Raw genomic sequence first — 23,775 nt, 5'->3', positions numbered from 1 at the left:
TCCTCCTTTTAGTTAGAAACACTAAGCAACTAAAGCTTAATTATAATTGCTTACTAATTGCTCTTTAAACATTATTTGGATCTCTATTCTCAGTACATTAGAAACCTTTTCACAATTAACTATTGTAAACAATATTCTCCTATAATACAACCAACATTCTTATATTTTTACAAAAAGTACGAAAAAAATACAGCTGAACTATAATTATATCCAATTCAACTGTTTGTACAAATAACATTTTAATAATAGTATCCGCGAATAATTTTTTCAAAAATTCTAGCAGGCAGTATTCTCTTTAATACTGCTGATAGTCTTTGATCAATCTTTCCTACAGTATATCTTAAATTAGGGTTTTTCTTCTGAGTTATCTTATATACCACTTCAGCAAGCTTTTCAGGGTAGCTTCCATTGTCTTCATCATGGGCAAATTTGCTTGTTACCTTTATGTATGTATCATAGTAAGCTGAAGTCTTTAAATCAGCTTTTTTAGCATGTGGTCTATAGTTTTTAGAACCAGATCTATGATCACTTGGCTCAATTAGAGTTACTTTTATGCCATAGTCCTGAACCTCTATGCTTAAAGCCTCTGTCATCCCTTCTATTGCAAACTTTGAAGCTGTATAAGCACTTTGAAACGGGGTTGCCATAAGCCCATTTATTGAGCTGAAATTTATTATTCTTCCTTCTTTTTGTTTCCTCATAATTGGAAGAACCTTTTGACACATCCTTACGGTGCCCAAAAAATTTGTTTCAAGCACTCCTTTATACTCATCTACTGATGTGTCTTCTACAGAACCTAAAACCAGGAAGGCTGCACAGTTTATAAGTATATCAAGCTTTCCTTCCTTATTTACTATCATATCTACAGCATGACTGGCACTTTCTTCATCTGTAACGTCTAAATATATTTTATTGTGATTTTCCACACTGCTTGTTGATATCTGGGCTTTATCTTTATCCTTAAAAGATCTTGCTCCAGCATAAACGGTGTATCCCATTTTTTCTAAATGTGTTGCAACCGCTAAACCTAATCCCGAAGATGCTCCAGTTACTAGAACCACCTTACTATCCTTCATTATTTTATCCCCCTATGTATAATGGATTAGTAAATTTCATCATTAATTATTGTAAAGAATTATTTAGGTTAATACAACGGTAAATAGAATATTTTTATAAAGACATGCACTTTAAAAGGCCTCCTAGTTGGAAGCCTTTTAAGTTTATCTGAAATTATAATTTCCTTATATTCTAGAAACCTTTGTCTTGATGGCTGCCTGTGAAACCGCTTCAGCAACTCTAGCTGCAACTCTCTCATCAAAAGCATCCGGAATTACATATTCTTCTTTTAATTCCTCATCAGATATGATGTCTGCTATAGCATAGGCTGCGGCAATCTTCATTTCTTCATTTATCTCCCTGGCTCTTACATCTAAAGCCCCTCTGAAGATTCCTGGGAAAGCTAAAACATTATTTATTTGATTTGGGAAATCTGAACGCCCTGAACCATAAATTCTTACTCCTGCTTCTGCTGCAAGCTCTGGCATAATTTCCGGAACAGGGTTAGCCATTGCAAACACCATCGCATCCTTGTTCATTCTCTTAGCCATTTCCACAGTTACCGAGTTTGGAGCCGATACCCCTATAAATACATCTGCACCAACTAACGCGTCTGCTAGTGTACCCTGCTTTCTTTCCTTGTTTGTAACTTGAGCAATCTTCTCTTTTTCAGGATTGTTGTTTGGTGAGCCAGCATAAACTATTCCTTTTCTGTCGCACATTATTACATTTCCTGCTCCCATGCTTATAAGCATTTTAGCAATAGCAACACCTGCTGCTCCAGCTCCATTTATAACTATTGTTATATCTTCTATTTTCTTGCTAACAAGCTTTAGCCCATTTACTAAGGCTGCAGAAGTAACTACAGCAGTTCCATGCTGGTCATCATGAAATACTGGTATGTCCAGTTCTTTCTTTAATCTTTCTTCAATTTCAAAACATCTTGGTGCACTTATATCCTCAAGATTTATTCCTCCAAAGGTTGGAGCTATCATCTTTACGGTTTGTACTATTTCATCAACATCCTTTGATGCCACGCATATAGGAAATGCATCTACATTAGCAAATTCCTTAAATAAAATTGATTTTCCTTCCATAACAGGCATTCCTGCCATTGGTCCGATATCTCCAAGACCTAAAACGGCTGTACCATCAGTCACAACAGCAACTAAATTTCCCTTGCTTGTGTATTTATAAACATCCTCTGGGTTTTCATTAATTTTTCTACAAGGTTCAGCTACTCCTGGTGTGTAAGCTAAGGTCAAGTCCTCTCTATTCTTTACAGGCACCCTTGAAGCAACGCTAATCTTACCTTGATTTTCTTCATGTAATTTTAAACTTCTTTCGTAAACATTCATTACTAAATCCTCCTTGTATGTGCTTATATAATATAATTATAAATTAATGAAAATTGTAAACAAATTTTTCAAACAAAAGTATTGGTATTTCTTTTACTTGTAGATTTCTCCGTGTTTATTTAACCCAGGTTATCATGTACTCGGTTAGATTATCTATAGGTTTTATTGAAGGATTACATCTCTCAAAGCGTCCCTCAATACCTGCTTCCTTTAAAGCTAAATCAAGGTGGCACATGGCAATACCTATATCTATTTTTTGCATATCGAAGCTAAGAGCAGCAGAATATCCCTTTGTATGCTGAAGATAGATATGAAGCTTGTCATTATCCTTAACAATTCTCCATGGCTGCTTATTAGAAGCCGAAGGAGCTAATCTTACCATTTCAAGAGCTTCCTTATAAGCTCCCGCTTCATCTATGTTTAAGCTTTTGCTAAAATCCTCATTGAAAAACAGCTGTTCCCAGGGCTTTCTATTATTTGAGCCTGCAACTTTTCTCATCATTGAACCAACAAAGCCTTCACTTTTTGCTGGATACCCTATAGGTACAACTATAGGAAGAAGTTCATCCTCCCTAACGCGCAAGGCTTTAGCAAACTCGCCCTTTTTAAAGGTACCTCCAAGCCAGCAGGTGCCAAGCCCTATTGAAGCTGCATAAAGCACAAAGCTTTCTAATCTATAGCCAAGGTCAAGCAAATTTTCATCGCCCTTTTCTGTTGCAGATACAGCAAAGGTTGATGCTCCTCTTATTATTCCGTATGTACCTAGTTTAATATTACTATTTAAAGCTGCACTGCTGTCTATTAGCTTAAAACGTACCTTTCCGTTAAAAGGCCCTTTACTATTCTCAAGATACTGCTTTAATTTATCTTTAGTATCCTCCTTAAACTGTATCGGTTCATAGGTTCTTACAGATACCCTGCTTCTTACAACTTCACTTATTGGTTTATTAAACACATATTTCTTTTTGTCCATTTAATTCTCTCCTTGTTTAGATAAAAGCTATCCTACCAATAGTATACTAGATATAGTAAAATATTAAAGCAGTAAATAAAAATAAAGGCCCAAATAATAAGTTCTCTATTACTTAGGCCTTTATTTTATATTTACTTATATACTATAAAACCTTTCTTCCTGGAAGTATAGCATTTATAACTCCAATTATTAAAGCTGCAATTATAGCACTGATTATACCTACATGGAAACCTCTAACAATATAGCCTGTAAGGTATATAATTGCTGCAGATACCACAAATCCTGATACACCTCTTCCAAAAGGACTTGCATCAAATCCAGTAACTTTTTGAATTAAGTAATCTATAACTGCTATAACCACTGCAGCTATTAGAAGAGGCCAAATGCCGTTTATAGTAAATCCAGGTGTCAAGAAAGCTACTATTGCTAGAACTATTGCCGAGACAATCACTCTTGCAATTATGCTTCCAATTCCCATTCCTGCATTATCATTTCTTTTCTCGTCCATAAAAGTCCCTCCTTTTATTCTTATATAATCTTATTATTGTTTAGGATAATAAATCTTATGTAATAAACCATTAGGTAATTTTTAGCTTTTTATGGTCTGCTTGTTCCCAAGCCTTCATTTAGCCTATTGTAAAAATAATTATGTTCATCATTTATAAGAGAAAAATCTCCTTTCTCCCATCTTGATAAAACTCCAAGTATATAACTATTGTCAGGATAATTCATCTGTTTAACAATAATTCTTACTGCTTCAATTTGAGTTTTTGTTATTTGAAGCATTCCACTCTTATCATTTTTTTCTGCAGCAATCTTACTGTTAGCCATTCTGTGCATAGCATCATAGATAATTATTTCATCTTTATAGTCTTGTGGATTTGTATAGGTGACTCTAAAAACTGATTTATCCATCTTATCAGCTTGACGTTTTACATAATACCTTTCACCTAAGTTATATGATATGGAAAATAAAGCAACAAAGGCTGATACAGTGCAAGCTATCAAACTTAATTTTTTTAATTTAAGCTTCTTAAAGAATTTTATTTTAAACATATTATCCACTCCATCTCGAATATACTATCCTTAATTCTGTCTAATTAGATAATAAATATTCAAAGCTTATAATAAAATTAATTTAAAACTCAAGAGGCTTTAGAAAAGTTTCAGTGTTTTGGATTAATTTTAGTTCTAACTGGGCATATTCAAGATACAAGTTCTTATAAAAAGGTAATTATTGCGTTTATAGAAACCAATATAATATTATTAAGTGTTAGCATCCAAGCAGCAACCACTTAATGTTATAATAAAAGTACAAGATTAAAAACAAGTCTGCATATTATAAATTAAAAGAAGGGGAGGCTAAGGATATGAAAAAATTTTTTACTATCATTTCTTTACTTGTTTGTTTAAATTTTCTTTCTGGTTGTGACAAAATAAAACAAACCATAGACAATAGCAATATTAAGGAGCCTGCAAATTCTCAAAATAATAATCAGACTAATAGCAATTCATCTGCTCCTAGCGAGCAAAATAGCAATCCGGGTGCAAACCAAACTACTACGTACACTATTAAAGATTTTTATCCCTTTAAAGAAAATATGAAATATACCTTTGAAGGCAAAGGAAACGAATATGCTTCCTATACAATCTACACTGACTATATTAAGGGTGATAGGATTCAACTAAGAAAAAATAACGGCGGTACAGAGGTTGTTAACGTTATTGAAAACAAAGGCGGAGAGCTTAAAATAATATTCTCAAAAGAAGAAGCCTACTTTAGAGAGGACTTCACCTCAAAAGCAAGCAATAAAGGTGAGATTCTATTAAAAGAACCTTTAGTAAAGGGAACAAGCTGGACTTTGTCTGATGGACGAAAAAGATATATTTCTAATGTAGATGTATCCGTTGATACTCCTGCGGGAAGCTTTAAAGCTTTAGAAATTACAACAGAAGGAAAAGACTTTAAGGATTTAGACTACTATGCACTTAATACAGGCTTAGTTAAAAGCATTTATAGCGCAAAAGGCATGGAAGTATCTTCAACTCTTAAGGAGGCAAAGGAAAACAGCCCCTTAACTCAAACAGTAAAATTCTATTATCCCAATATCAATGATGATAAAATTTACTACACTCAAAGAAAGCTTACCTTTAAAACAAATGACATAACAAAAGCTGTCTTTGAAAAATATTTTAAAGAAGCTCCAAGCAAAAGTGTGGGAAAATTGATAGGTCCTAATGTTAAGATAAAAAGCTTATATCTTAACGGAAATGTAGTTTATGTTGATTTTACAAAAGAGCTTATATCTGAAATGAATGCTGGTTCTGGCTACGAGGGTTTAATTTTACAGAGTATAACAAATACGCTGGGCGATTACTACAATGTTGACAAGGTTTATATAACTGTAGAAGGCAACCCCTATGAATCAGGACACGTTCTTATGAAAAAAGGTCAAACCTTTACCGTTAAGCTTAAAAATACTGTTCAACTTAAATAATAAATCAAAAATATAAGAAGATATCTTGATATCGCGATATCAAGATATCTTCTTATATTTATATATTCTTGTATTCTTATATTCTTACTATTTCTGCATCCTCCATTTCTTCCTGAGATTTAAATACGTATATATATTTAAAGCCTTCTGTTTCAAGCGTATCTAATGACTTTTTTAGTAGCCTTATGTGATTGCTAATAACTCTTTCACCAACACATCTATCTTTTCTAAGCTTATCTCTTTTCAAGCATATATCTTCAGAAAGGTTTAATGCAATAGCAGCTGCAGGGCAATTATTTCTGTTTGCTATTTTAATAAGCTCTTTTCTAGCATTCTCCTGAACATTTGTGGCATCTATAACAGTAAGTCTCCCTAGTATAAGTCTTTTCTCAACTATAAAATGAAGCAGGTCAAAAGCATGACCCGATACGAATTGATTATTTTCATCGTCACTCACTAAACCTCTGCAAAAGTCTGAAGAAACTATCTCCGTTGCAGTAAAATATTTCTTAGCAAAGGTGGACTTTCCGCTACCCGAGGAACCAATTAGTAAAACTAAACAAAATTTTGGAATATATATTTTCACTGTTTTCCTCTTACACTTAAATTAATTCCATTAATAGCTTATTCAGGTTCCTCAATTTATTAGAACACTAAATATTTCTCCTTCTTCTAATGATGCTTCATACTTTATGTTTAAAATTCTCCAAGTATAAAAAAGGATTATAAAGCATTTCTGCCCTATAATCCTAAAATACTTTATTGAAGCTTTTGGTCATTTGAATTTGTCTGACTGTTATCAGCAAACATTGAGGACAACATATTGGAAAGCTTATGTTTTGCCTCATCAGTCATATGCGTTGGTTCCATGGAATTAGTTAATGATGCATATGGATCAATACGTTCATCATATTTAGGCATAAGCAAAACCCTCCTTCTAGTATCTTTTTGCCTCAGTATTATTCTTTACATTTTCAAAGAAATTATTTGATTAAACATTTTGAATAATCTAGAATTAAATTATGTATTAATATTGAAAGGAGATAGATTTATGCCTCCTAATTAACTTTTAGCAAATAGCATTATAAGCTTCTATTCAAGGCCTCCGCCTTGTTTTCTAGAAAGCAATTCATTTTATAAAGTGGAGGTTTTATTAATGGATAGAAGATTAAATAAATACAAGCTAAATATATATCTAATGTATGGTTATTGGTTTTTTCATAATTTAATTTTTGCCTACGTTATCGAAAGACTGTATTGGGCTTCAAAAGGCATGAGTACTCAGCAAGTAGTATATACAGAAATTATATATGCTTCTGTAGTGATTATTCTTGAGGTTCCTACAGGTTCGCTAGCTGATAGATGGAGTAAAAAATGGCTTATGGTTATAAATTCCTTGTTTGTAATAGTTGAGTTTATCATACTCATAAACGCATCAAGCTTTTGGCATTTTGCCTTAGCGGTTTCTGTTTCTGGAATAGCAAAATCTTTAGCAAGCGGAACGAGCAATGCCTTGGTTTATGATTCTTTAAAAATGCTTAACAAAGAGCATAGCTTTGAAAAAATTTCTGGAAGGCTTGGTTTTTTCGATTACAGTGCTTCACTGCTTGCTGCACTTATTGGAAGTTATATAGCCTATAAGAGTGGATATGTTTCAGTCTATTTGCTGTCTCTTATTAGTGTTTCAATATGTTTTATGATCACACTTCTCTTAAGTGAGCCTAATTCAATCCCTATAGAGGATAAAACTCAAAGTTATGCTGAATGCATAAGAGAGTCCTTCAATTTTTTAAAGCTTCATTCTTCAATAAGGTTTGTTTTGCTGTTTGGTATTGTTATTTCTTCAGTATTCATCTATATAGATGAATTCTGGCAGATATATCTCAGTGAAATAAAAATTCCTGTTCTCTTATTTGGAGTCATAAGCTCTGCAAGAATGCTGTCTGCCAGCATTTCAGGAATATATGCTTATAAACTTAAGGATAGATTCTCTTACAAAAATATTTTTTCTATGCTTATAATAATATTTATAGTGTCCATTTTAAGCGCTAGCTTTATAAAATCTTACTTTGGATTAATTCCTCTTGTAATATGCTTTATAGCCTTTGGCCTTGTAGAACCTTTAGCACTTGGCTATCTCCATCACAGGACAGATTCTAGAATAAGAGCCACTGTTGAATCTTTTCAGTCTCTTGTTTTAAGAGCTGCTGCCATAGCTTGCGGTCTTCTATTTGGCTACTTCTCAACCAAGTTTAATATCTTCACAGGCTTTAGAGTATTAGGAATTATTCTTGCTGTCTATTCTATTTATTACTTTGCCTTTAAAAATAAGCACATATAAAAAAGATGACCTTCAGAGCTTGAAGGTCATCACTTTTTGATTAAGTTTTTATTCAAATTTAAATTCTCTGTTTACATACTTGCTTAAAAGCTCGATGCAAGCCTCTGTATCCTTCATGTTAACAAAGCAGTTAGGTCCATGTACATATCTTGTTGCAACTGATATTCCAGCTGACCTTACTCCATAGTGAGATCTATTTATAGCTCCAGCATCAGTTCCACCAGCATCTATTATATCTCTTTGATATTTAATGTTGTTTTCTTCAGCACACTTAATCATTTCTTCAACTAAGTACTCATCACAAAGTACAGAACCATCAGAAATTTTTATAGCAGCTCCTCCGCCTAAGGTATTGCTACCTTCTCCTGAATTAGGAAAATCATGAGCAACAGTAACGTCTAAGGCTATTCCAAGATCTGGCTTTACTCTTTCAGCAGCTACAACAGCTCCTCTTAAGCCAACCTCTTCTTGAACTGTAAATACGAAATATACATCATTATATGGATTTTCAAGCTTCCTCAAAGCTTCAATTGCCATATAGCAGCCTATTCTATCGTCTAGAGCCTTAGCTACTACGTTATTTTCCTTAAGCTCTAAATACTCCCCATCATAGCAAGCAACATCGCCAACTTGAACGTACTTTAAAGCTTCTTCCTTAGATTGAGCCCCAATATCTATGTAAAGCTTATGAATGTCATTTTTTATTTCATCAATTTTTACTGTACTTGATACAATACCTCTTGTACCATTTTTAAATATAACTCTGTTAAATACTGTTTGAGCAACTGGAATTCCACCAATTCCTCTAACCTTTACAAGACCTTTGTCATCAATTTTCATAACCTGAAAACCGATTTCATCCATATGCGCAGCTGCCATTATCTTAATCTTGTTTTCGCCAGCACCTTTTTTTAGAACGATAAGATTTCCAAGAGCATCTACAGTTACCTCATCAGCATAGCTCTTAACAGCTTCCTTTATAACCTCTCTAATCTGCCTCTCATAACCACTTACACCAAAGGCTTGAGTAAGTTCTTTTAGTAACATAGCTTATCCCCCTTTTATTCTTATTAGCCAGTTAAGATAATTTATCTATAGGGTTATAAATTCAACTATTAACTTATACATGTCCTAAAAAGGCTTAAAGCTGCCTGTTTTATGACATGTATAAGTTTAGTTTCATAGTTAAAACCCTATAACCGGCCATTAATTTGTGAAATTTACAAATAATACAATAATTGTATCATTAAATAACTTATGTTGTAAATATATATAAAATTACACTAATTCAAATCAACTACCCATGCATCTTTTATATATTCCTCAACTATTTGTCTTGATAAATTAAACCAGCTTTTACATTCATCAAGTATTATAGAATCGCTAGTCACTACCCTTTCTAACTTGGAAAGGAAGGTATCTGCATTTGGTACTAATTCAACCTCAACGGGTATATTCCATTCAGCACTATGCTCTAAAATTTTTGTTTTAAGTCTTCCCGAGTTTGAGACAGGTGAATCAAGAAAAAATTTAACCCTTGGTATATTAGCTTTATTAAAACTATTTCCTATTAGCTTTAAAGCTTGTTCGGTTTTATCAATAAGCCTATAAGTTCCTCTTAATCCCGCCAAATCTCTTAAAGCACCGTCTTTCCCTAATATTAAGACACTGCCTGATAGAGCGACTTCAAGGGTTATTATTAAATTAAATCCATCTATATAAATACAGCCTTCCCTATAAGCTTTTTCATATAGCATGGCTGACTTTCGCTTTTCATATTGTTCTTTAGAGCAAGTTGCTCTCTGAAGTGCCGTTCTTTGCCTTGCTGAAAGCTGATAATGACCTCCAATCATATCTATTATTGAATTCGTCTTATAACCTCTATTTAAAAGCCATTCGATCTCTTCCTGCGCTTTTTTAAGTGTTTGAATCGCCTCCTTTGAAAACCATCTATAGTCCTCTTCATCAAAGCCTCTTCTTGTTGTTTTTTCAGTCATATTGCTTCACCTTCAGGTTATTTAATTTTTATAAGCTTATTATTTTGCTATTGATGAGCAGGCTATACATTTAGCAAAATATAAAAGTATAGCTATTGTTTTGTTTCCGTTATAAAATAATTAATATAATGTAACTTTTATCCACTAACCTATAGGTCATATTTTATTGGAGGTTATGATGCATAATTTAGCTTTAAGCACCGCATGGAATGCTCATATAAATCAAAAAAGAAAAGGCAGCAGTATACCTTATATAATTCATCCAATTGAAGTTGCAGTTATACTTATAGAAAATAATGCTGAAGAGGATATAATTGCAGCAGGGCTTCTTCACGATACTTTAGAAGACACAAATGTCACCCTAGATTTTATAAAAGAAAACTTTGGAGAGCATGTAGCTATGCTGGTTACAGCTGCTTCTGAGCCTGATAAGATTGGGCTTACTGTTAAGCTTACTCCAGAAGAGGAAAAAGCCTCTTGGAAGGCTAGAAAAACACATACTATAGATTATTTATTAAATGCACCATTGGAAGTTAAGCTTTTGACATGTGCAGATAAATTAAGTAATATTAGAAGCATGATTAAAGATTACAACAACATAGGAAATGATCTTTGGAAAAAGTTCAATGCAGGCTGTAGTGAACAAAAGTGGTATTATGAAGGTCTTGTACTTAGTCTTAATGAACTGGCTAATTACAAGATGTATAAGGAATTTACCGCTCTAGTATCACAATTATTCAATTCTAAAGAAGTATTAGATTTTATAAACGGCTAATGAGCCAGACATGGAGGCCTACCAATGCAAAGTATTAATCAGGGCGAAGCTCTTTATTTCTATACAATTAAATACCCTACCTTTGAAGCTGAAATATGCAAGATGGAGATGAGGCATCTCTTTAATATAAATCCTGAGGAGAGATTTTTTTTCTCAAACATCTATGTAGCCCCATCTAGGAGCGCTTTTATTAAGCACTGTCTTCTAGTGATGCATACAGCTGATTCTCTTGAGGAGCTTGCACAATTAGTTATAGATAAAAACATAGCTTATGATGATTTTAAGGTTCGCTATATAAATCTTGACGACTGCAGCATTCCTTATGACGAGCGTAGAAGAATTGAATATAAGATAGGCTACAACATAAAAGGCGAGGCAGATGTGCATAACCCAAAGCATTTATTAGGGGTTGCCAATATTAATGGAAAATGGCACTTAGGATTACTTGAAGAGAATGAAGCTGAGTGGAATGCTCATTTTCTAAAGCCTTTTAACTATTCAAATGCTTTAAACGTTAGAGTTGGCAGAGCCTTAGTTAACATGGCAGCACGTAATAACTTTGCTTTAAAATTAGTTGATCCTTGCTGCGGAATTGGAACGGTTATTATAGAAGCCATGGATATGGGCTTTATTATAAAAGGTTGGGAGCTAAATCCCTACATTGCTGAAAATGCAAAACATAACCTTGAGTTCTTCGGATATGAGGACGTTATAACACATGGCAGCATGCATGATATTACAGAGAAATTTGACGCAGCAATTGTGGATCTCCCTTATGGAGTGTTTAATCCTACTACTTTAAAAGAACAGCTGGATATAATTAATACTACAAGAAGAATTGCCGATAGGGCAGTATTTATAACCTTCGAAAATATGGAGAATCACTTTATAGAGGCAGGGTTTGAAGTCTTAGATAGATGTCAAACAAACAAAGGTAATTTTGTTAGATATATAACTGTATGCAGCTAACTTCAATTTAAAGTGGCTGTCTCAAAATATGGTTTAGCATATTTTAAGGCAGCCACTTTAATTTTAATCCTCCTGCTTTAAGGCCTCTAGCTTCTCCCAAATATCAGGATACTTTTTCTTTATATTAATTATTCTAAAGCTTTTACTGTCAACAAAGGTTTGTATAGTCTTTCCTTTAGCTAAAACCTTGTTATCTGCTTCTCTTATTACACTATACTGAAGTGCTACCTTTGCTGGACTTAGTTCATCTATGTTAGTTTCTATAATAAGCTTATCAGCATATTTAGCTCCTTCCATATATCTGCATTGAGTTTCAACTAAAGGCATCATAATACCTTGCTCTTCCATATCCCTATAGCTTATGCCAGCTCCTTGTATAAAATCTTCTCTAGCTGCCTCAAAATAAACATAGTAATTTGAATGATGAACTATACCCATTTGATCAGTTTCAGCATATCTAACCTTTAAATTTGTGCTACCCTTATACATTATAAACCCTACCTTCGTCTACTCTATTTTTCAGCCCAGGAATCAGCAATTATAGTCTCAGCAACAACTGGAATCTGTTTTAAGTAATAAGCTCCTGCCTTTTCCATTGTTTCTTTAAGCTTGATTGCTGCTTCTTCAGCTCTTTCTTCAGGTACTTCGAGCAATATTTCATCATGAACAGTTGCAATAATATGCCCGTTCAAGCCTTTTGCCACCGGTACAAGCATTCCTAAAGCCTTCTTAGCTATATCTGCTGCCGTGCCTTGAACTGGAGTGTTTAATAACATTGTTATTCCTGCTTCACCTTCAAAGATGCAGCGCCTTCCACTTAAGGTTCTTATCTCCTTTATATTAGTAGCCTTTTTCATTTTTGCATGCCAGGCGGCTATACCGCTATAAGCTCTAAAAAATCTATCTCTAAAAAGCTCTGCTTCTTCAAGCTTCATATCCACACCGTAAACAGTTTTTGCATAGGCTTGGAGCCCCTTAGCGCCCATAGCATATATTAAACCGAAGTTTATAGCCTTTGCAGCCTGTCTTTCAGATTTTGTAACTTCTTCTATTTTTTTATTTGCTACTAAAGCTGCAGTTAAAGCATGCAAGTCCTGACCAGCTCTATAGGCTTCAATCATAGTTTTATCCCGCGCAATCTCAGCCGCAACTCTAAGCTCAATCTGAGAATAGTCTGCTATTATGAACTTATTTCCTTCTTCAGGTACAAAGCACTCTCTAAACTCCTTGCCCCTTGGTATCTGCTGAACATTTGGATTGCCGCAGGAAAATCGTCCTGAACCTGACCCTATTTGTCTGTAGCTTGAATGAATCCTTCCTGTCACAGAACTTACATACTGCCACATAGGTGATAAAAATCCCTGAATAGCCTTTGATACCCTTCTATATTCTATAAGCCATTCTATAGCCTGGTGCCTATCCTTATATTCAACTAATTCTGCATGGGTGGTAGATTGAAGTTCTATACCTTTTTTCTTAAGTGCTTTAATAACCTGAGCTTGGCTATCAAGGTTTATACCTACCCCTATCTCTTCGCCAAACATATTCATCTGCATGCCGCCTTCATCAAGCTCCCTTGTAAGTTTTCTAGTTAATTCCTTCTGCTCCTCCACATATTTATCATAAAGCTTCTGCCACTTTTCCTTATGAAGCTTTACCCCAGTAAGCTCCATATCAGCTACAGCAAGCACGCAATCAAACTCTAACTTGCAAACTTCAATTAATTTTCCAGCCTTAATTTCTTCAATAAGTCTCTCTCTAAGAGGAAGAAGTACAGCGGCATCCTTTGCTGCATATTCTATTTGGGCTTCTCTTAAGCTTCCACTAAAGTCACTCTTCTGCTCTTCTTTTGGAAGCTTAAGTCCAAGGTAATAGGAAACTAACGATTCAAGCCCAGCACTTCTAGGACCTGTTCCATCGTTAATTAGCTGTGCAGCAAGCATAGTATCAAATACAGGGCCTTTAATTTCAAAACCATTATTCATAAGAAACTTTAAGTCAAACTTTGCATTTTGAAAAACCTTAACACTATCTGTATTAAAAATACCTTTAAGTTTTTCCTTTGCTGCTTCACTTATTAAAAACATATCTATAACTAGTACGGGCTTATCAACTGCAGCTATTTGCAGCAGTCTTATTTTATTTGTTATTGGTTCTAAACCTGTAGTTTCCGTATCTACACCTAATATTTTGCTGCCACTTATTATATTTAAAGCTTCCTCAAGCCCTTCGTCTTTATCTATATATAAATATTTTATATTATCAATATCCATGGCTTTCTCCTATTCATTAGTTTTACAAATAATCTATTTTTTAAATTATATCACAAAACCCTTATATGTAATCTATATGAATGTTGAATTACAGTTACTGCATTGATATTTTTAACAATAGAAAAGGAGACGGTTTTCGTCTCCTATCTTCCTGTTCTCACAGCTCTTCGTCTTACAAAAATCCAACCTACAGCATACAATAATGCTGACACTAAGATAGTTTTTGCAGAAAAAGTCATTAGTCCATCAAATCTAAAAATAAAATCTGACACAGCTTTAAATGCCCTTACAGGTACTTCTACTCGTACATTTGCTAATATTATAAAGCCTGCTAAAAATACTAACCAAAATTTATATCCCCACTTATAAAGGATTGTTCCTAAAAGATTGAATAAAGCGCAAGGTAATATAAAAATCAAAAACAAGACAATAATTATATATACTATATTTACCGATTTCAAATCAAGCATTAAAAACTCATCTAATGCATTCTGACCCAAAGCCTTTATAATTACTCTATCAAGCTTTAATAGAACTCCTTCAATAACTGCCATTATAAGACAAAGAATGCTGTTGTGAATAATAGCACCTAAATAAAAATTCTTTCTTGTTGAGCTAAATCCAATAGCTGTTGGAAAAATCTCATAATACATTACCATATTGTAAACTATAATAAAAATCCATATAGCTATAACATTTGAACCAGCAACATTTAAATACCTTGTATTAACTAGCTGTCCATTAGAACTTTGTACAGTTATCATATGTCCCGTTCCATACATGCCATTGTTAGTTGTTGCATTAAGAAAATAAAACAATATATTTGAAGCTATTACAATTGCCCAAAATATAATAATAGCTCTTCTAGTATCTGCCAATTGAAATTTTATTTGTCTTTTTAAAGCTTCCATAACCTCTCCCCCTATCCTTCTGCTTCTTCGGTCAAATAAATAAATAATTTTTGAAGAGACATAGGACTAATTTCTATATTATTACTTTTTAAATCATCTATTTCTGCTCTGGTAAACTCATCGAGTACTCCTATAATTGCTGTAGTTCCGAAAAACTCCTTATGGATAATATTCTTTTTTGAAACCAAAGACATTATTGTTTCTTCCTTCCCACTTAAAAAGCATGCTTTTTCTAGAAGGCTTGCCATTTCACCTTGAATTAAAACCTCTCCATTCTTTAAAAGGATTATTTCTTCAAACAAACTGCTTACTTCATCAATTAGGTGAGTTGAAAGTATAAAGGTTCTTTGGCTTTTCTCATATTGCTCCAGGAGTAGATTATAAAACTTTTCTCTAACAGCAGCATCCAAGCCTAAAGAGGGTTCGTCAAATATTGTTATCTCTGCCCCAGAAGCAAGACCAATAATTACTCCAACAACTGATTTAAACCCTCTTGATAGATTTTTATATTTCTTTTTAGTATCTAGCTTGAACTCTTTAACTAGCTGCTCTTTATAATCTTCATCCCAATTTTTATATAGAATCCCTGCTATATTAAAAATTCTGCCCACCTTATAATCCTCAATCTTTAAATCTTTTTCTTTAACCAAGCAAAGCTTCTCAAGGGCTGTTTCATTTTCAAATACTTCTTGCCCAAATATATTTATTTCTCCACTATCTCTTATAATCTGAGTACAAAGCAGATTTACTAGAGTTGTTTTTCCTGACCCATTTCTTCCTAAGAGCCCATATATCTTGCCTGCCTCCAAACTTAAGCTCACATTCTTGATTGCTACAGCTCTGCCATAAGTCTTCGTTACATTTTTAAATTCTACTGCACAGGACATTTACTTCCCCACCTTTTTATAATTCTCAATCACTCTTATAATTTCTTCAATATTTAGCTCTAATCTTTCAGCTTCTCTAATAAGCTCTGGTACTCGTTCATCAAAAAAACTTTTCTGTCTCTTTTTTAAAATTTTATATTTTGCCCCTTCTGAAACAAACATGCCAATACCCCTTTTCTTAAACAGAATTTCTTCTTCCACTAAAATGTTCAAGCCTTTACCTGCTGTTGCAGGATTAATTTGATAAACCTTTGCAAACTGATTAGTCGAAGGAGCTTGTTCTCCTTCTTTTAAATTACCTAAAAGTATCTCATTTTCAATTGTTTCAGCTATTTGTATATAAATTGATTTATCTGAACCTAAGTCTAGCAATAATCTCACCTCCTGAAAGCCTGCCTCTTAATATATTATATTCAATACTGGTTAATTGGTTCGTTACTTATATAATTAACTATACAACTAATCGCACTCTTTGTAAATAGTTTCCATGAAAAATTACTTATAAAAAAAAGATGCCCTCTCAGGCACCCTAGATCTACAGGTTATTCAACCTTCCAAATATATTCTCCACTTTTATTTATATATCTAATTCTATTATCGAATACAACCTTTGCAATTCCATTATCAAATTTGGAAGCTTCATCAAAAATTGGCTCAATAACAAATTTCAAGTCCTCGTCTACATATCCCCATTTCTCATTAACCTCAACAGCAAGTAGTCCTTCACCGAAGAAATCAATATTATCATACTTTATAGGTACAACTTCATTGCCAGCTTTATCTATAAATCCATACTTATTTCCAATAGCTACTGTAACTATACCATCATAAAAATTATCAGCCCAATCATATTTAGCTGGAATTACCATTTCCCCTTTTACATTTATAAAGCCAAACTTATTATTTTGCTCAACTGATGCCAAACCTTCACTAAAGTCGTTAACCATCGAGTACTTAGCTGGAATTATCAATTCTCCTTTAGTATTTATATATCCAAAATTATCTTTTATCTCAACTGCAGCCATACCTTCGCAAAAACCATAAGCACTATCATATTGTGGTTCTATAACCATATTTCCTTCTTTGTCAATATAACCAAGCTTTCCTCCATCTTGAACTAGAGCTAAACCTTCGCTAAAATTATACGCTCCTAAATATTGAGGTTCTATCTTGAACTTTCCTGTCTTATCTATATATCCCCACTTATAGCCTACTTGAACAGCAGCAAGACCTTCATCAAAACCATTTGCATCGTCATAGATTGCTTCAATAGCTAACTTCCCTGTTTCATCTACATAGCCTTTCTTACCGTTAACATCTACAACCGTATACCCTTCTCTGCTTTCAAATACGTCATTAAATTCTTGAGTACTTAAGATATTTCCCGACTTATCTATAAATCCGAAATTATCCCCAATGCCAATAACAGCTATGTTATCAATAAATTCTTCTGCATATTCAAATTTCGGTTCAATTACGATACTCCCTGTATTATCTATGTACCCATATTTTCCATTGAGCTTTACAGGATATAATTTTTTTCCCACGTTCATAATTAATTCTCTCCTTTTGTTTATAAATTAATTTTATAGTTTTTATTTATTATCCTACATTAGCAATTGGAATATAACTCCCAAGGATTTTTTATTACTTTAACTTCCCTAAATCATTGACTTTATCCTTTGTAGTATAAATTACATAGTAGTAATGGGTCTTCTCATCGCTATTCTTCTTATAGGTTCTCTTATAAGCTTTTACTTTTCCCTCAAGATTTTTATTCTGCTCATTTCCGTATTCGTTTGTATAAATTATATTAAAGAATTTTTTTGTGACGTCAATAGTAGTAGATATCTGTCCATTCTTTTCTACTTGGAATCTTGCATGCGTTATTCCGTTCAGCAAACCTGTACCAACATGATATCCTTCTATATCAACTAAATTTGCTTCTTCAACAAATTCTTCTGCAGTTTGTGTATATCCCTCCAGCTCCTCCACATGTTTCACTCTCTCGCAGCTTGATAATGCACCTACTAGCACTATAATTGCTATTGCTAATGCAGATATTATATATCCAGTATAGGAGCTTCTTTCTCTGCTATATCTTTGAGTCATTCCTTTTTTTACATATTTCTTATTTGCCAACTTTATCCCCCCAGTATTCCTAACTTGCACATAAGAATTATTAATTCTTACGCCCCCGGTATTCTTAATTTGCATGCAAGGATTATTAATCCTTACACCCCAAGTATTCCTTACTTACAAATGTAGGTGTGTAAACGCATGCATTTCTCGTAACAAACTCCCCTAACCTTGTATAAACTCCTGCAAAGCTTGTTCCAGTTACATAACAACCTATTATGGGGTATAAAGCTTCAATGCTTTCTCCAATGTTGTAATGCACACGATAATCTAGGTTCAAGGTTTGTACTCTTTCTTGATATATATAATTTTCATCTGGTTGTTCCTGAAGCTCGCAAGCCAAAGCTATGCCATCACCTTCTCTAGATAAAATAGGTTTAACCATATAGTCATAGGTTTCTAGTTCCTCCACGTCAAAGGATGTTTTAGGAATATATTTTATAATTGCTTCCTTTTCTTCTTCTTCATAAAAACCTTGCTTTAACAGTTCATACATTACAGCAAAAAAGGCCTTCGATTGGGAAATAATTGTGTGAGTAGGGTTTATAGAAAGTGTATCCTTCAAAGCTTCCTTCTTATTCATCATTTCCTCTTTATCAAACCAATCCAAAGGGTAATATCTATAAACTGCATCTAATTCTTTTCCATATAATGTCCATTTTCCTGAGCTGCTTAATTTGCAATCATAGATGCTCCCTACTACAAATTCATAAGGTAAATCTTTCAAAATTTTGTATAGGGAATTTATTGTATACCAATCCTCGTAGTAGGTACTTGATAACAAACCTATGGTTTTAATATTTATAACCTTCGAATAATCACATATAATCTTGCTAAATTGAGATACAATTTTTTCTTTAAATGTATTATTAGGACTTTCTAAGCTAATATTAAGCTCTTCAGCAATTATACTATCAACAAACAGGCTCTCTGCTAAACCTGCTGGTGTTTCAGAATTTATCTCGAGAAGCTTTAGATTTCCTGAGCAATCCATAGCCCAGTCCATTCTACCTAGAAAAAGAAATTCATCTGTATACCTATGCTTTATAATTTCTTTCACATCGTTTACGCCAAGAATATCTGAAAAATACTCAAGGTTGTCAAATAATATATTTTGTGTTCTATGCATTATGTTAGCAAGCTGCTCTGTAGCGCCGACAAGTTCCTGATATTTATCCCTATTTATAGTTACATAATCTAGCGCTACATATTCAATACTTCTTGCATATCTTCCAGTAAAATCAACTTCAAACATAGCTCTCTCAGTTATTTTGTTCCATAAGTATTTCCTATGTTTTTCGCCTAATTGAAGCTTATTTATTTGAATTGTATCGCTTTTAACTCCTATAGGAGTTATCCAAGTGTATTCGTCTGTAGTAAGGTAATCGGTACTCCATCTTACACAACAGCCCGATAGTTTATCCTCCAACATAAAGCACCCCAGATTAGCAAACCCCTTTGTTGGAAATACAAAGTTTCCATCCAAGGTATAATAGACATCGCTTGACCTTATCTCACAAAACTCCTGAAGTATAAAGGGCTTCTTACTTTCTAACACATAGTTTATACTTTCCCCCCACTCTTTATCAGTTAGCAGCGCTCCAATAAAGACATCAATACTGTATCTTCCATAAACAGGTTTTAACACTAGTTTATTTTTGCTCCGTAATGCCTTTTCTAATTTATCGGAATCAAATTTTTCGGTATGGGGAAGCGCTTCCTTGACAGCTTTGATTTCTTCTTCAGTAAGCCTCTCATCCTTATCTTCTACAAGCAACCAAAGATAAGTATATAGACTTTTACATTGTCCTATTATAACCCTTGGATCATTTACAATATCAACCTTATACTCTTCAAAAGCCTTAAGGATTTTATCAAAATCATTTATTTCATGGGAAAACTCCGTTGGAAATAATCTTATTATAATGTCAACAGGCCTCTTAAAAGCATAAACTGTATCTTCAAGTACATATAGATTCTTAGGCCCAACAAGCACAAACTCTACATTCTCTAAACTTAATTCATTACGAAGTAAAAACATAAGATGCGTTTCCTCATAATGACATGGATCAGATAATAGAGCTATCCTGTAACTTTCTTTTTTGGTCTGTCTATCCAATAGCCTGTTAAATGCTAGCTTAAGCTTATTTTTATAATCAATATTTATATTATTGTGAACCTTCATATCTCCAGTGGCTATTATCTCTCTTTCAGCACAGGGTTTATCATAGTTAAACTCACTGTAAAACACTCCACCATTTGCTCTAATAAATCCATCATATCTTACCCAAAATACTGGTGACATAGGCCTTTTTAAATTTAGAATTTCATTCCTATATTTAAAGTCAGGAATATACTCCTGAAAGTCTTTAAAATTAGTAGTTATGCTGGACATAATTCTAAAAACCAGGGAATTCAATGTCTCCGAGCTATCTTTAAACAGTTTATGTTCTTCCTTAGAAATATAAAAAGGCACCGTACAGTATACATCTTCTTTTCTAGTGGAGTGCATCATAAAGTAGTCGAATAGAAGCTTGTGTGATAATTTATCATACATACTTAACCTCAATCCTAGCTTGAAAAGCTTGATGCTCTTACCCCAGAGTAGCTTCCACTTTTAATGGTTGTAGAAGAGGATGGTTTAGTCCAGCTTTTCCAGCCTACATAGGAAGATGAATCACCTGCATTTATTCCACTTGTTGTATTAGTTGTAGTACTATGAAATATGAAAGGTGAGGTATGACTTCTTCCTGTAAATATATAGCTGCTGCTTCCCCCTCCACCAGCTTGTTCCTGCTCCTGTTCTTCTTCAAACTGCTCCTGATCTACTACAATTTTGGGCTCTTTTCTTTCACATCCCGTGGTAAAAAGAGGATTTGCAACTACCATTGAAACTGCCATGGCAAGTGCAACAGCCTTAGATTTATTTTTGCTTTCTTTTTCCTTATCACTCATTCAGTAATTCCCCCAAATCAATAGCGCTTATCTTAATATCATTTTCTTTTAAAAACTCTAAATATGAAGCAATATCTTCCTTTACAGCCCCTTTATATAAAAGACTGACTTCTTTAATGTTTAATTTCCTTATAGTGCTAATATCAGGCATTTCTTCATCTGTAATCTCATACTGATTATTAAAAACCATTGGGTCATCTAAATTTATATCTTCAATATACCTGCTGCTGTCTATAATAAAAGCATAAGCTTTAGGCTGCTCAACAATACCTAACAGCTCTGAAGCTGCTACCAAATCTTCAATAAGTTCCTTGCTTCCAACTACTCCGTATGGATGGAATAAAAAATTATAAGCTAATATAGGAACTGTTTTAAACTCATTATTAAGATTTATTGCAATTTTGACCCCAAGGCTTACATCTACATCTACTAACAGAATTTTTTCAGCCTTTATATTATTCTTCAGAACTTCTCTTAAACCTTCTTTTATAGAAAAATCTTTATTTAAATTCAACTCAAAGTTCTCCATATATTTTGCAGTAACAAATGGTGAAGATTTAAAAAGATATTCAAATACACCCGAATTCATAGTCCACTTTTTATAGATTTTATACCAATCAACCTTATCTAACCTCATAATGAGTTCCACCCTCATGTACAAAGGATATTATTGGGAAAGTTGAAATTATATGAGTTACGCCTTGCTCTCCAGCAACCATTATATTATGCTCGTTTATAGCTTTAACCTCACCATTAAATTCAATTTCTGGTCTTGAACTATTATAGGCTTTTTCAGAGTAATAGAGATAGACAGGCTTAAGAGTATAATAGCTTGAAGTATATCCTCCATCATAAACAGCTGCTACTATATTATTCATTGGAATAATATGTTCGTAGCTTTCTTCATCTTTTATAACTAAGTTGTGACCAGTTGCCTTTATAATATCTCCTCTTAAAGTTACCTCAGGATTTTCATTATTATAGCTTTTAACAGAATAATAAATATAAATATTGCACATGACAAACTCTCCTTACCCATAGTTTCAAAAATCACCATGATATTTCATCATGGTGATTTTCACTTTTAGCTTCTATTACTTTTCTTCCTTCTTTGGCTCTTTGTTTTCAATCTTATTATTTAAAAGGTTCATTATATTAACACCAGTTAAAGCTTCAACAGTTGCAGGAAGCTGTGACATAATATCAGTAACGTAGCCTGTAACCTTTGCAGCACCTTTGCCTTCACCATTTCCACTGTCAACAATAACAATCTTTTCAGTCTTTGAAAGTGGCTCTGCAACAGACTTAGCTATTTCAGGAAGCTTTTCAATAATCATTTGAGTCATAGCAGCATCGTTATACAGCTTAAATGCTTCTGCCTTCTTAGCCATTGCCTCAGCTTCTGCCTTACCTCTTTCTCTTATAATATCAACTTCTGCCATACCTTGAAGTCTTAAAGCATCAGCCTTAGCCTTACCTTCTAATTCAATAGATTTTGCTCTTGCTTCTGCATCAGCAATCTCCTTATATCTAACTGAGTCAGCAACTTGAACTTGTCTATACTTGTCTGCTTCTGCTTGCTTTTTAACAGTAGCTTCAAGTTCTCTTTCTTTTCTTAACGCTTCTTTTTCAGCAAGTTCAATTTCTCTTTCCTTCTTTGTGATTTCAACTTGTACTGCAGCATCTGCAAGTTCTTTTTCTCTTTGCTTTCTAGTTATTTCAACCTGCATTTGGGTTTCAGTAACTTCTTTTTTAACCTTATTAGACTCAATTTCGTAAGCAAGGTCGGAGGTAGCCTTAGCTATTTCCTGATCTTTTCTATAAGCTTGAACCTTTAATTCTTTTTCCTTGTTCGATTCAGCGATTTGAGTTTCTGATAAAATCTTAGCAGCCTCTCCAAGTCTTACCGCCTCTGCTGTTTTAATCTTAGTTTCCTTAGCAGCTTCTGCTTCTGCTATTAAGGCATCTCTCTTAACTGCTGCAATTCTTGGCTTTCCGAGTGCTTCTAAATATCCGTTTCTATCTGATATGTCTTTTATAGTTAAAACCTTAAGCTCAAGTCCCATTTGTGCAAGGTCTAATGCAGCAACTTCTTGCACGTGAGAAGCAAATTTTTCTCTATCTTTATATATTTCTTCAACTGTCATCTTTGAAACAATTTCTCTTAGCTTACCTTCAAGCACGTTTTTAGTAGTGTGCTCAATAACTTGTATTGTATGCTGAAGACCATTAGAGGTATTAAATTGCTCTGCTGCTGACAAAATTGATTCTGTATCTGATTTTACCTTAACAATAGCAACACCATCTGCAACTATTCCAACACCTTGGCTAGTTAATGCGCCATCAATTCTAGTTTCAATTTGCATATTTTCAAGTGAAATTCTGTCTGTTCTTTCAAGTAGTGGAATAACAAATCCACCACCACCAGTGATAACCCTTTTTCTAAGTCCAGTAACAACTAAAGCTTTGTCCTGTGGAACTCTCTTCCACATTGAGAACACACTTAGGATCAATAATAAAATGACCCCCACAATAATCCCCGGAATAAATAATGAATTCAAGTCAAACATTTTTTAATCTCTCCTTTTTTTATTTTTATATTTAAATATTTTTATATTTACATATTCTTATGCTTTTATTTTT

25 protein-coding genes are annotated in these 23,775 nt (G+C 33.6%); 4 read left to right on the top strand and 21 right to left on the bottom strand.

Going from position 1 to position 23,775, the window contains the following annotated elements; all coding sequences use genetic code 11:
* Positions 1 to 239: 239 nt before the first annotated feature.
* The 5 genes from NBE98_RS02200 to NBE98_RS02180 form a co-directional block, all read right to left on the bottom strand.
* Positions 240 to 1,076, bottom strand: a complete 837-nt coding sequence (locus NBE98_RS02200; protein WP_250812014.1) for an SDR family oxidoreductase — start codon at positions 1,074 to 1,076, stop codon at positions 240 to 242.
* Between the two features lie 165 nt (positions 1,077 to 1,241).
* Positions 1,242 to 2,414 (bottom strand): NAD(P)-dependent malic enzyme, encoded by a 1,173-nt coding sequence (locus NBE98_RS02195; RefSeq protein WP_250812011.1) that lies wholly within the window; start codon positions 2,412 to 2,414, stop codon positions 1,242 to 1,244.
* A 115-nt stretch (positions 2,415 to 2,529) separates the two neighbouring features.
* Positions 2,530 to 3,387 (bottom strand): nitroreductase family protein, encoded by an 858-nt coding sequence (locus tag NBE98_RS02190; protein WP_250812010.1) that lies wholly within the window; start codon positions 3,385 to 3,387, stop codon positions 2,530 to 2,532.
* A 142-nt stretch (positions 3,388 to 3,529) separates the two neighbouring features.
* The gene (locus NBE98_RS02185) at positions 3,530 to 3,895 is read right to left on the bottom strand and encodes a phage holin family protein (protein ID WP_250812008.1); all 366 of its coding nucleotides are present in this window, start codon (positions 3,893 to 3,895) and stop codon (positions 3,530 to 3,532) included.
* An 89-nt stretch (positions 3,896 to 3,984) separates the two neighbouring features.
* On the bottom strand, positions 3,985 to 4,443 hold the full coding sequence (locus NBE98_RS02180) for a DUF6241 domain-containing protein (protein ID WP_250812005.1): 459 nt from the start codon (positions 4,441 to 4,443) through the stop codon (positions 3,985 to 3,987).
* 314 nt (positions 4,444 to 4,757) lie between these two features.
* Between NBE98_RS02180 and NBE98_RS02175 the strand changes: the two genes are divergently transcribed.
* Complete coding sequence (locus NBE98_RS02175; RefSeq protein WP_250811999.1) at positions 4,758 to 5,885, top strand: GerMN domain-containing protein; 1,128 nt, start codon at positions 4,758 to 4,760, stop codon at positions 5,883 to 5,885.
* A gap of 76 nt (positions 5,886 to 5,961) precedes the next feature.
* On the opposite strand, the gene NBE98_RS02170 is transcribed toward NBE98_RS02175, so the two are convergent.
* Positions 5,962 to 6,471, bottom strand: coding sequence for an AAA family ATPase (locus tag NBE98_RS02170; RefSeq protein ID WP_250811998.1), 510 nt, complete (start codon positions 6,469 to 6,471; stop codon positions 5,962 to 5,964).
* 173 nt (positions 6,472 to 6,644) lie between these two features.
* Complete coding sequence (locus NBE98_RS02165; protein WP_250811996.1) at positions 6,645 to 6,806, bottom strand: hypothetical protein; 162 nt, start codon at positions 6,804 to 6,806, stop codon at positions 6,645 to 6,647.
* A gap of 235 nt (positions 6,807 to 7,041) precedes the next feature.
* Here NBE98_RS02165 and NBE98_RS02160 point away from each other — a divergent pair, with 235 nt between their 5' ends.
* Complete coding sequence (locus NBE98_RS02160; RefSeq protein ID WP_250811994.1) at positions 7,042 to 8,226, top strand: MFS transporter; 1,185 nt, start codon at positions 7,042 to 7,044, stop codon at positions 8,224 to 8,226.
* Positions 8,227 to 8,274: 48 nt separating this feature from the next.
* Here the strand turns inward: NBE98_RS02160 and NBE98_RS02155 are convergent, their stop codons facing one another.
* A complete protein-coding gene (locus NBE98_RS02155) occupies positions 8,275 to 9,273 on the bottom strand; it encodes a M42 family metallopeptidase (protein ID WP_250811992.1) in 999 nt (332 codons plus the stop codon).
* Positions 9,274 to 9,509: 236 nt separating this feature from the next.
* The gene (locus NBE98_RS02150; RefSeq protein WP_250811987.1) at positions 9,510 to 10,223 is read right to left on the bottom strand and encodes a DUF434 domain-containing protein; all 714 of its coding nucleotides are present in this window, start codon (positions 10,221 to 10,223) and stop codon (positions 9,510 to 9,512) included.
* A gap of 175 nt (positions 10,224 to 10,398) precedes the next feature.
* Between NBE98_RS02150 and NBE98_RS02145 the strand changes: the two genes are divergently transcribed.
* Complete coding sequence (locus NBE98_RS02145) at positions 10,399 to 10,998, top strand: HD domain-containing protein (protein WP_250811985.1); 600 nt, start codon at positions 10,399 to 10,401, stop codon at positions 10,996 to 10,998.
* Between the two features lie 24 nt (positions 10,999 to 11,022).
* The gene (locus NBE98_RS02140) at positions 11,023 to 11,967 is read left to right on the top strand and encodes a TRM11 family SAM-dependent methyltransferase (protein ID WP_250811984.1); all 945 of its coding nucleotides are present in this window, start codon (positions 11,023 to 11,025) and stop codon (positions 11,965 to 11,967) included.
* Between the two features lie 63 nt (positions 11,968 to 12,030).
* On the opposite strand, the gene NBE98_RS02135 is transcribed toward NBE98_RS02140, so the two are convergent.
* The 12 genes from NBE98_RS02135 to NBE98_RS02080 all read right to left on the bottom strand — a co-directional run bounded on the left by NBE98_RS02135 (position 12,031) and on the right by NBE98_RS02080 (position 23,702).
* Positions 12,031 to 12,456, bottom strand: a complete 426-nt coding sequence (locus tag NBE98_RS02135; RefSeq protein ID WP_250811982.1) for an acyl-CoA thioesterase — start codon at positions 12,454 to 12,456, stop codon at positions 12,031 to 12,033.
* A gap of 23 nt (positions 12,457 to 12,479) precedes the next feature.
* On the bottom strand, positions 12,480 to 14,240 hold the full coding sequence (locus tag NBE98_RS02130; protein ID WP_250811980.1) for a bifunctional 3'-5' exonuclease/DNA polymerase: 1,761 nt from the start codon (positions 14,238 to 14,240) through the stop codon (positions 12,480 to 12,482).
* Positions 14,241 to 14,383: 143 nt separating this feature from the next.
* The gene (locus NBE98_RS02125) at positions 14,384 to 15,151 is read right to left on the bottom strand and encodes a hypothetical protein (RefSeq protein WP_250811979.1); all 768 of its coding nucleotides are present in this window, start codon (positions 15,149 to 15,151) and stop codon (positions 14,384 to 14,386) included.
* 11 nt (positions 15,152 to 15,162) lie between these two features.
* Entirely contained in the window at positions 15,163 to 16,038 is an 876-nt protein-coding gene (locus tag NBE98_RS02120; protein WP_250811978.1) for an ATP-binding cassette domain-containing protein, read from the bottom strand.
* Complete coding sequence (locus NBE98_RS02115; RefSeq protein WP_349305885.1) at positions 16,039 to 16,419, bottom strand: GntR family transcriptional regulator; 381 nt, start codon at positions 16,417 to 16,419, stop codon at positions 16,039 to 16,041.
* Positions 16,420 to 16,580: 161 nt separating this feature from the next.
* Entirely contained in the window at positions 16,581 to 17,591 is a 1,011-nt protein-coding gene (locus NBE98_RS02110; protein WP_250811971.1) for a WG repeat-containing protein, read from the bottom strand.
* 94 nt (positions 17,592 to 17,685) lie between these two features.
* Positions 17,686 to 18,180 carry a hypothetical protein gene (locus tag NBE98_RS02105; protein ID WP_250811969.1) on the bottom strand — a complete coding sequence of 165 codons (495 nt, stop codon included), beginning with the start codon at positions 18,178 to 18,180 and terminating at the stop codon, positions 17,686 to 17,688.
* Positions 18,181 to 18,265: 85 nt separating this feature from the next.
* Positions 18,266 to 20,734: a glutathionylspermidine synthase family protein gene (locus tag NBE98_RS02100; RefSeq protein ID WP_250811965.1), complete on the bottom strand. Its 2,469-nt coding sequence runs from the start codon at positions 20,732 to 20,734 to the stop codon at positions 18,266 to 18,268.
* Between the two features lie 14 nt (positions 20,735 to 20,748).
* Entirely contained in the window at positions 20,749 to 21,132 is a 384-nt protein-coding gene (locus tag NBE98_RS02095) for a hypothetical protein (RefSeq protein WP_250811957.1), read from the bottom strand.
* Positions 21,125 to 21,769 (bottom strand): hypothetical protein, encoded by a 645-nt coding sequence (locus tag NBE98_RS02090; RefSeq protein ID WP_250811953.1) that lies wholly within the window; start codon positions 21,767 to 21,769, stop codon positions 21,125 to 21,127. Before NBE98_RS02090 ends, NBE98_RS02095 begins: the two co-directional genes overlap by 8 nt.
* A complete protein-coding gene (locus NBE98_RS02085) occupies positions 21,756 to 22,151 on the bottom strand; it encodes a hypothetical protein (RefSeq protein WP_250811951.1) in 396 nt (131 codons plus the stop codon). The genes NBE98_RS02090 and NBE98_RS02085 overlap by 14 nt, the downstream gene beginning before the upstream one ends.
* Before the next feature lie 75 nt (positions 22,152 to 22,226).
* Positions 22,227 to 23,702 (bottom strand): flotillin family protein, encoded by a 1,476-nt coding sequence (locus tag NBE98_RS02080; protein WP_250811949.1) that lies wholly within the window; start codon positions 23,700 to 23,702, stop codon positions 22,227 to 22,229.
* Positions 23,703 to 23,775: the final 73 nt, after the last annotated feature.

Origin of the sequence: Clostridium swellfunianum (genome assembly GCF_023656515.1) — a bacterium.
GTDB lineage: Bacteria > Bacillota > Clostridia > Clostridiales > Clostridiaceae > Clostridium_AT > Clostridium_AT swellfunianum.
This window is presented reverse-complemented; position numbering and strand designations above follow the sequence as displayed.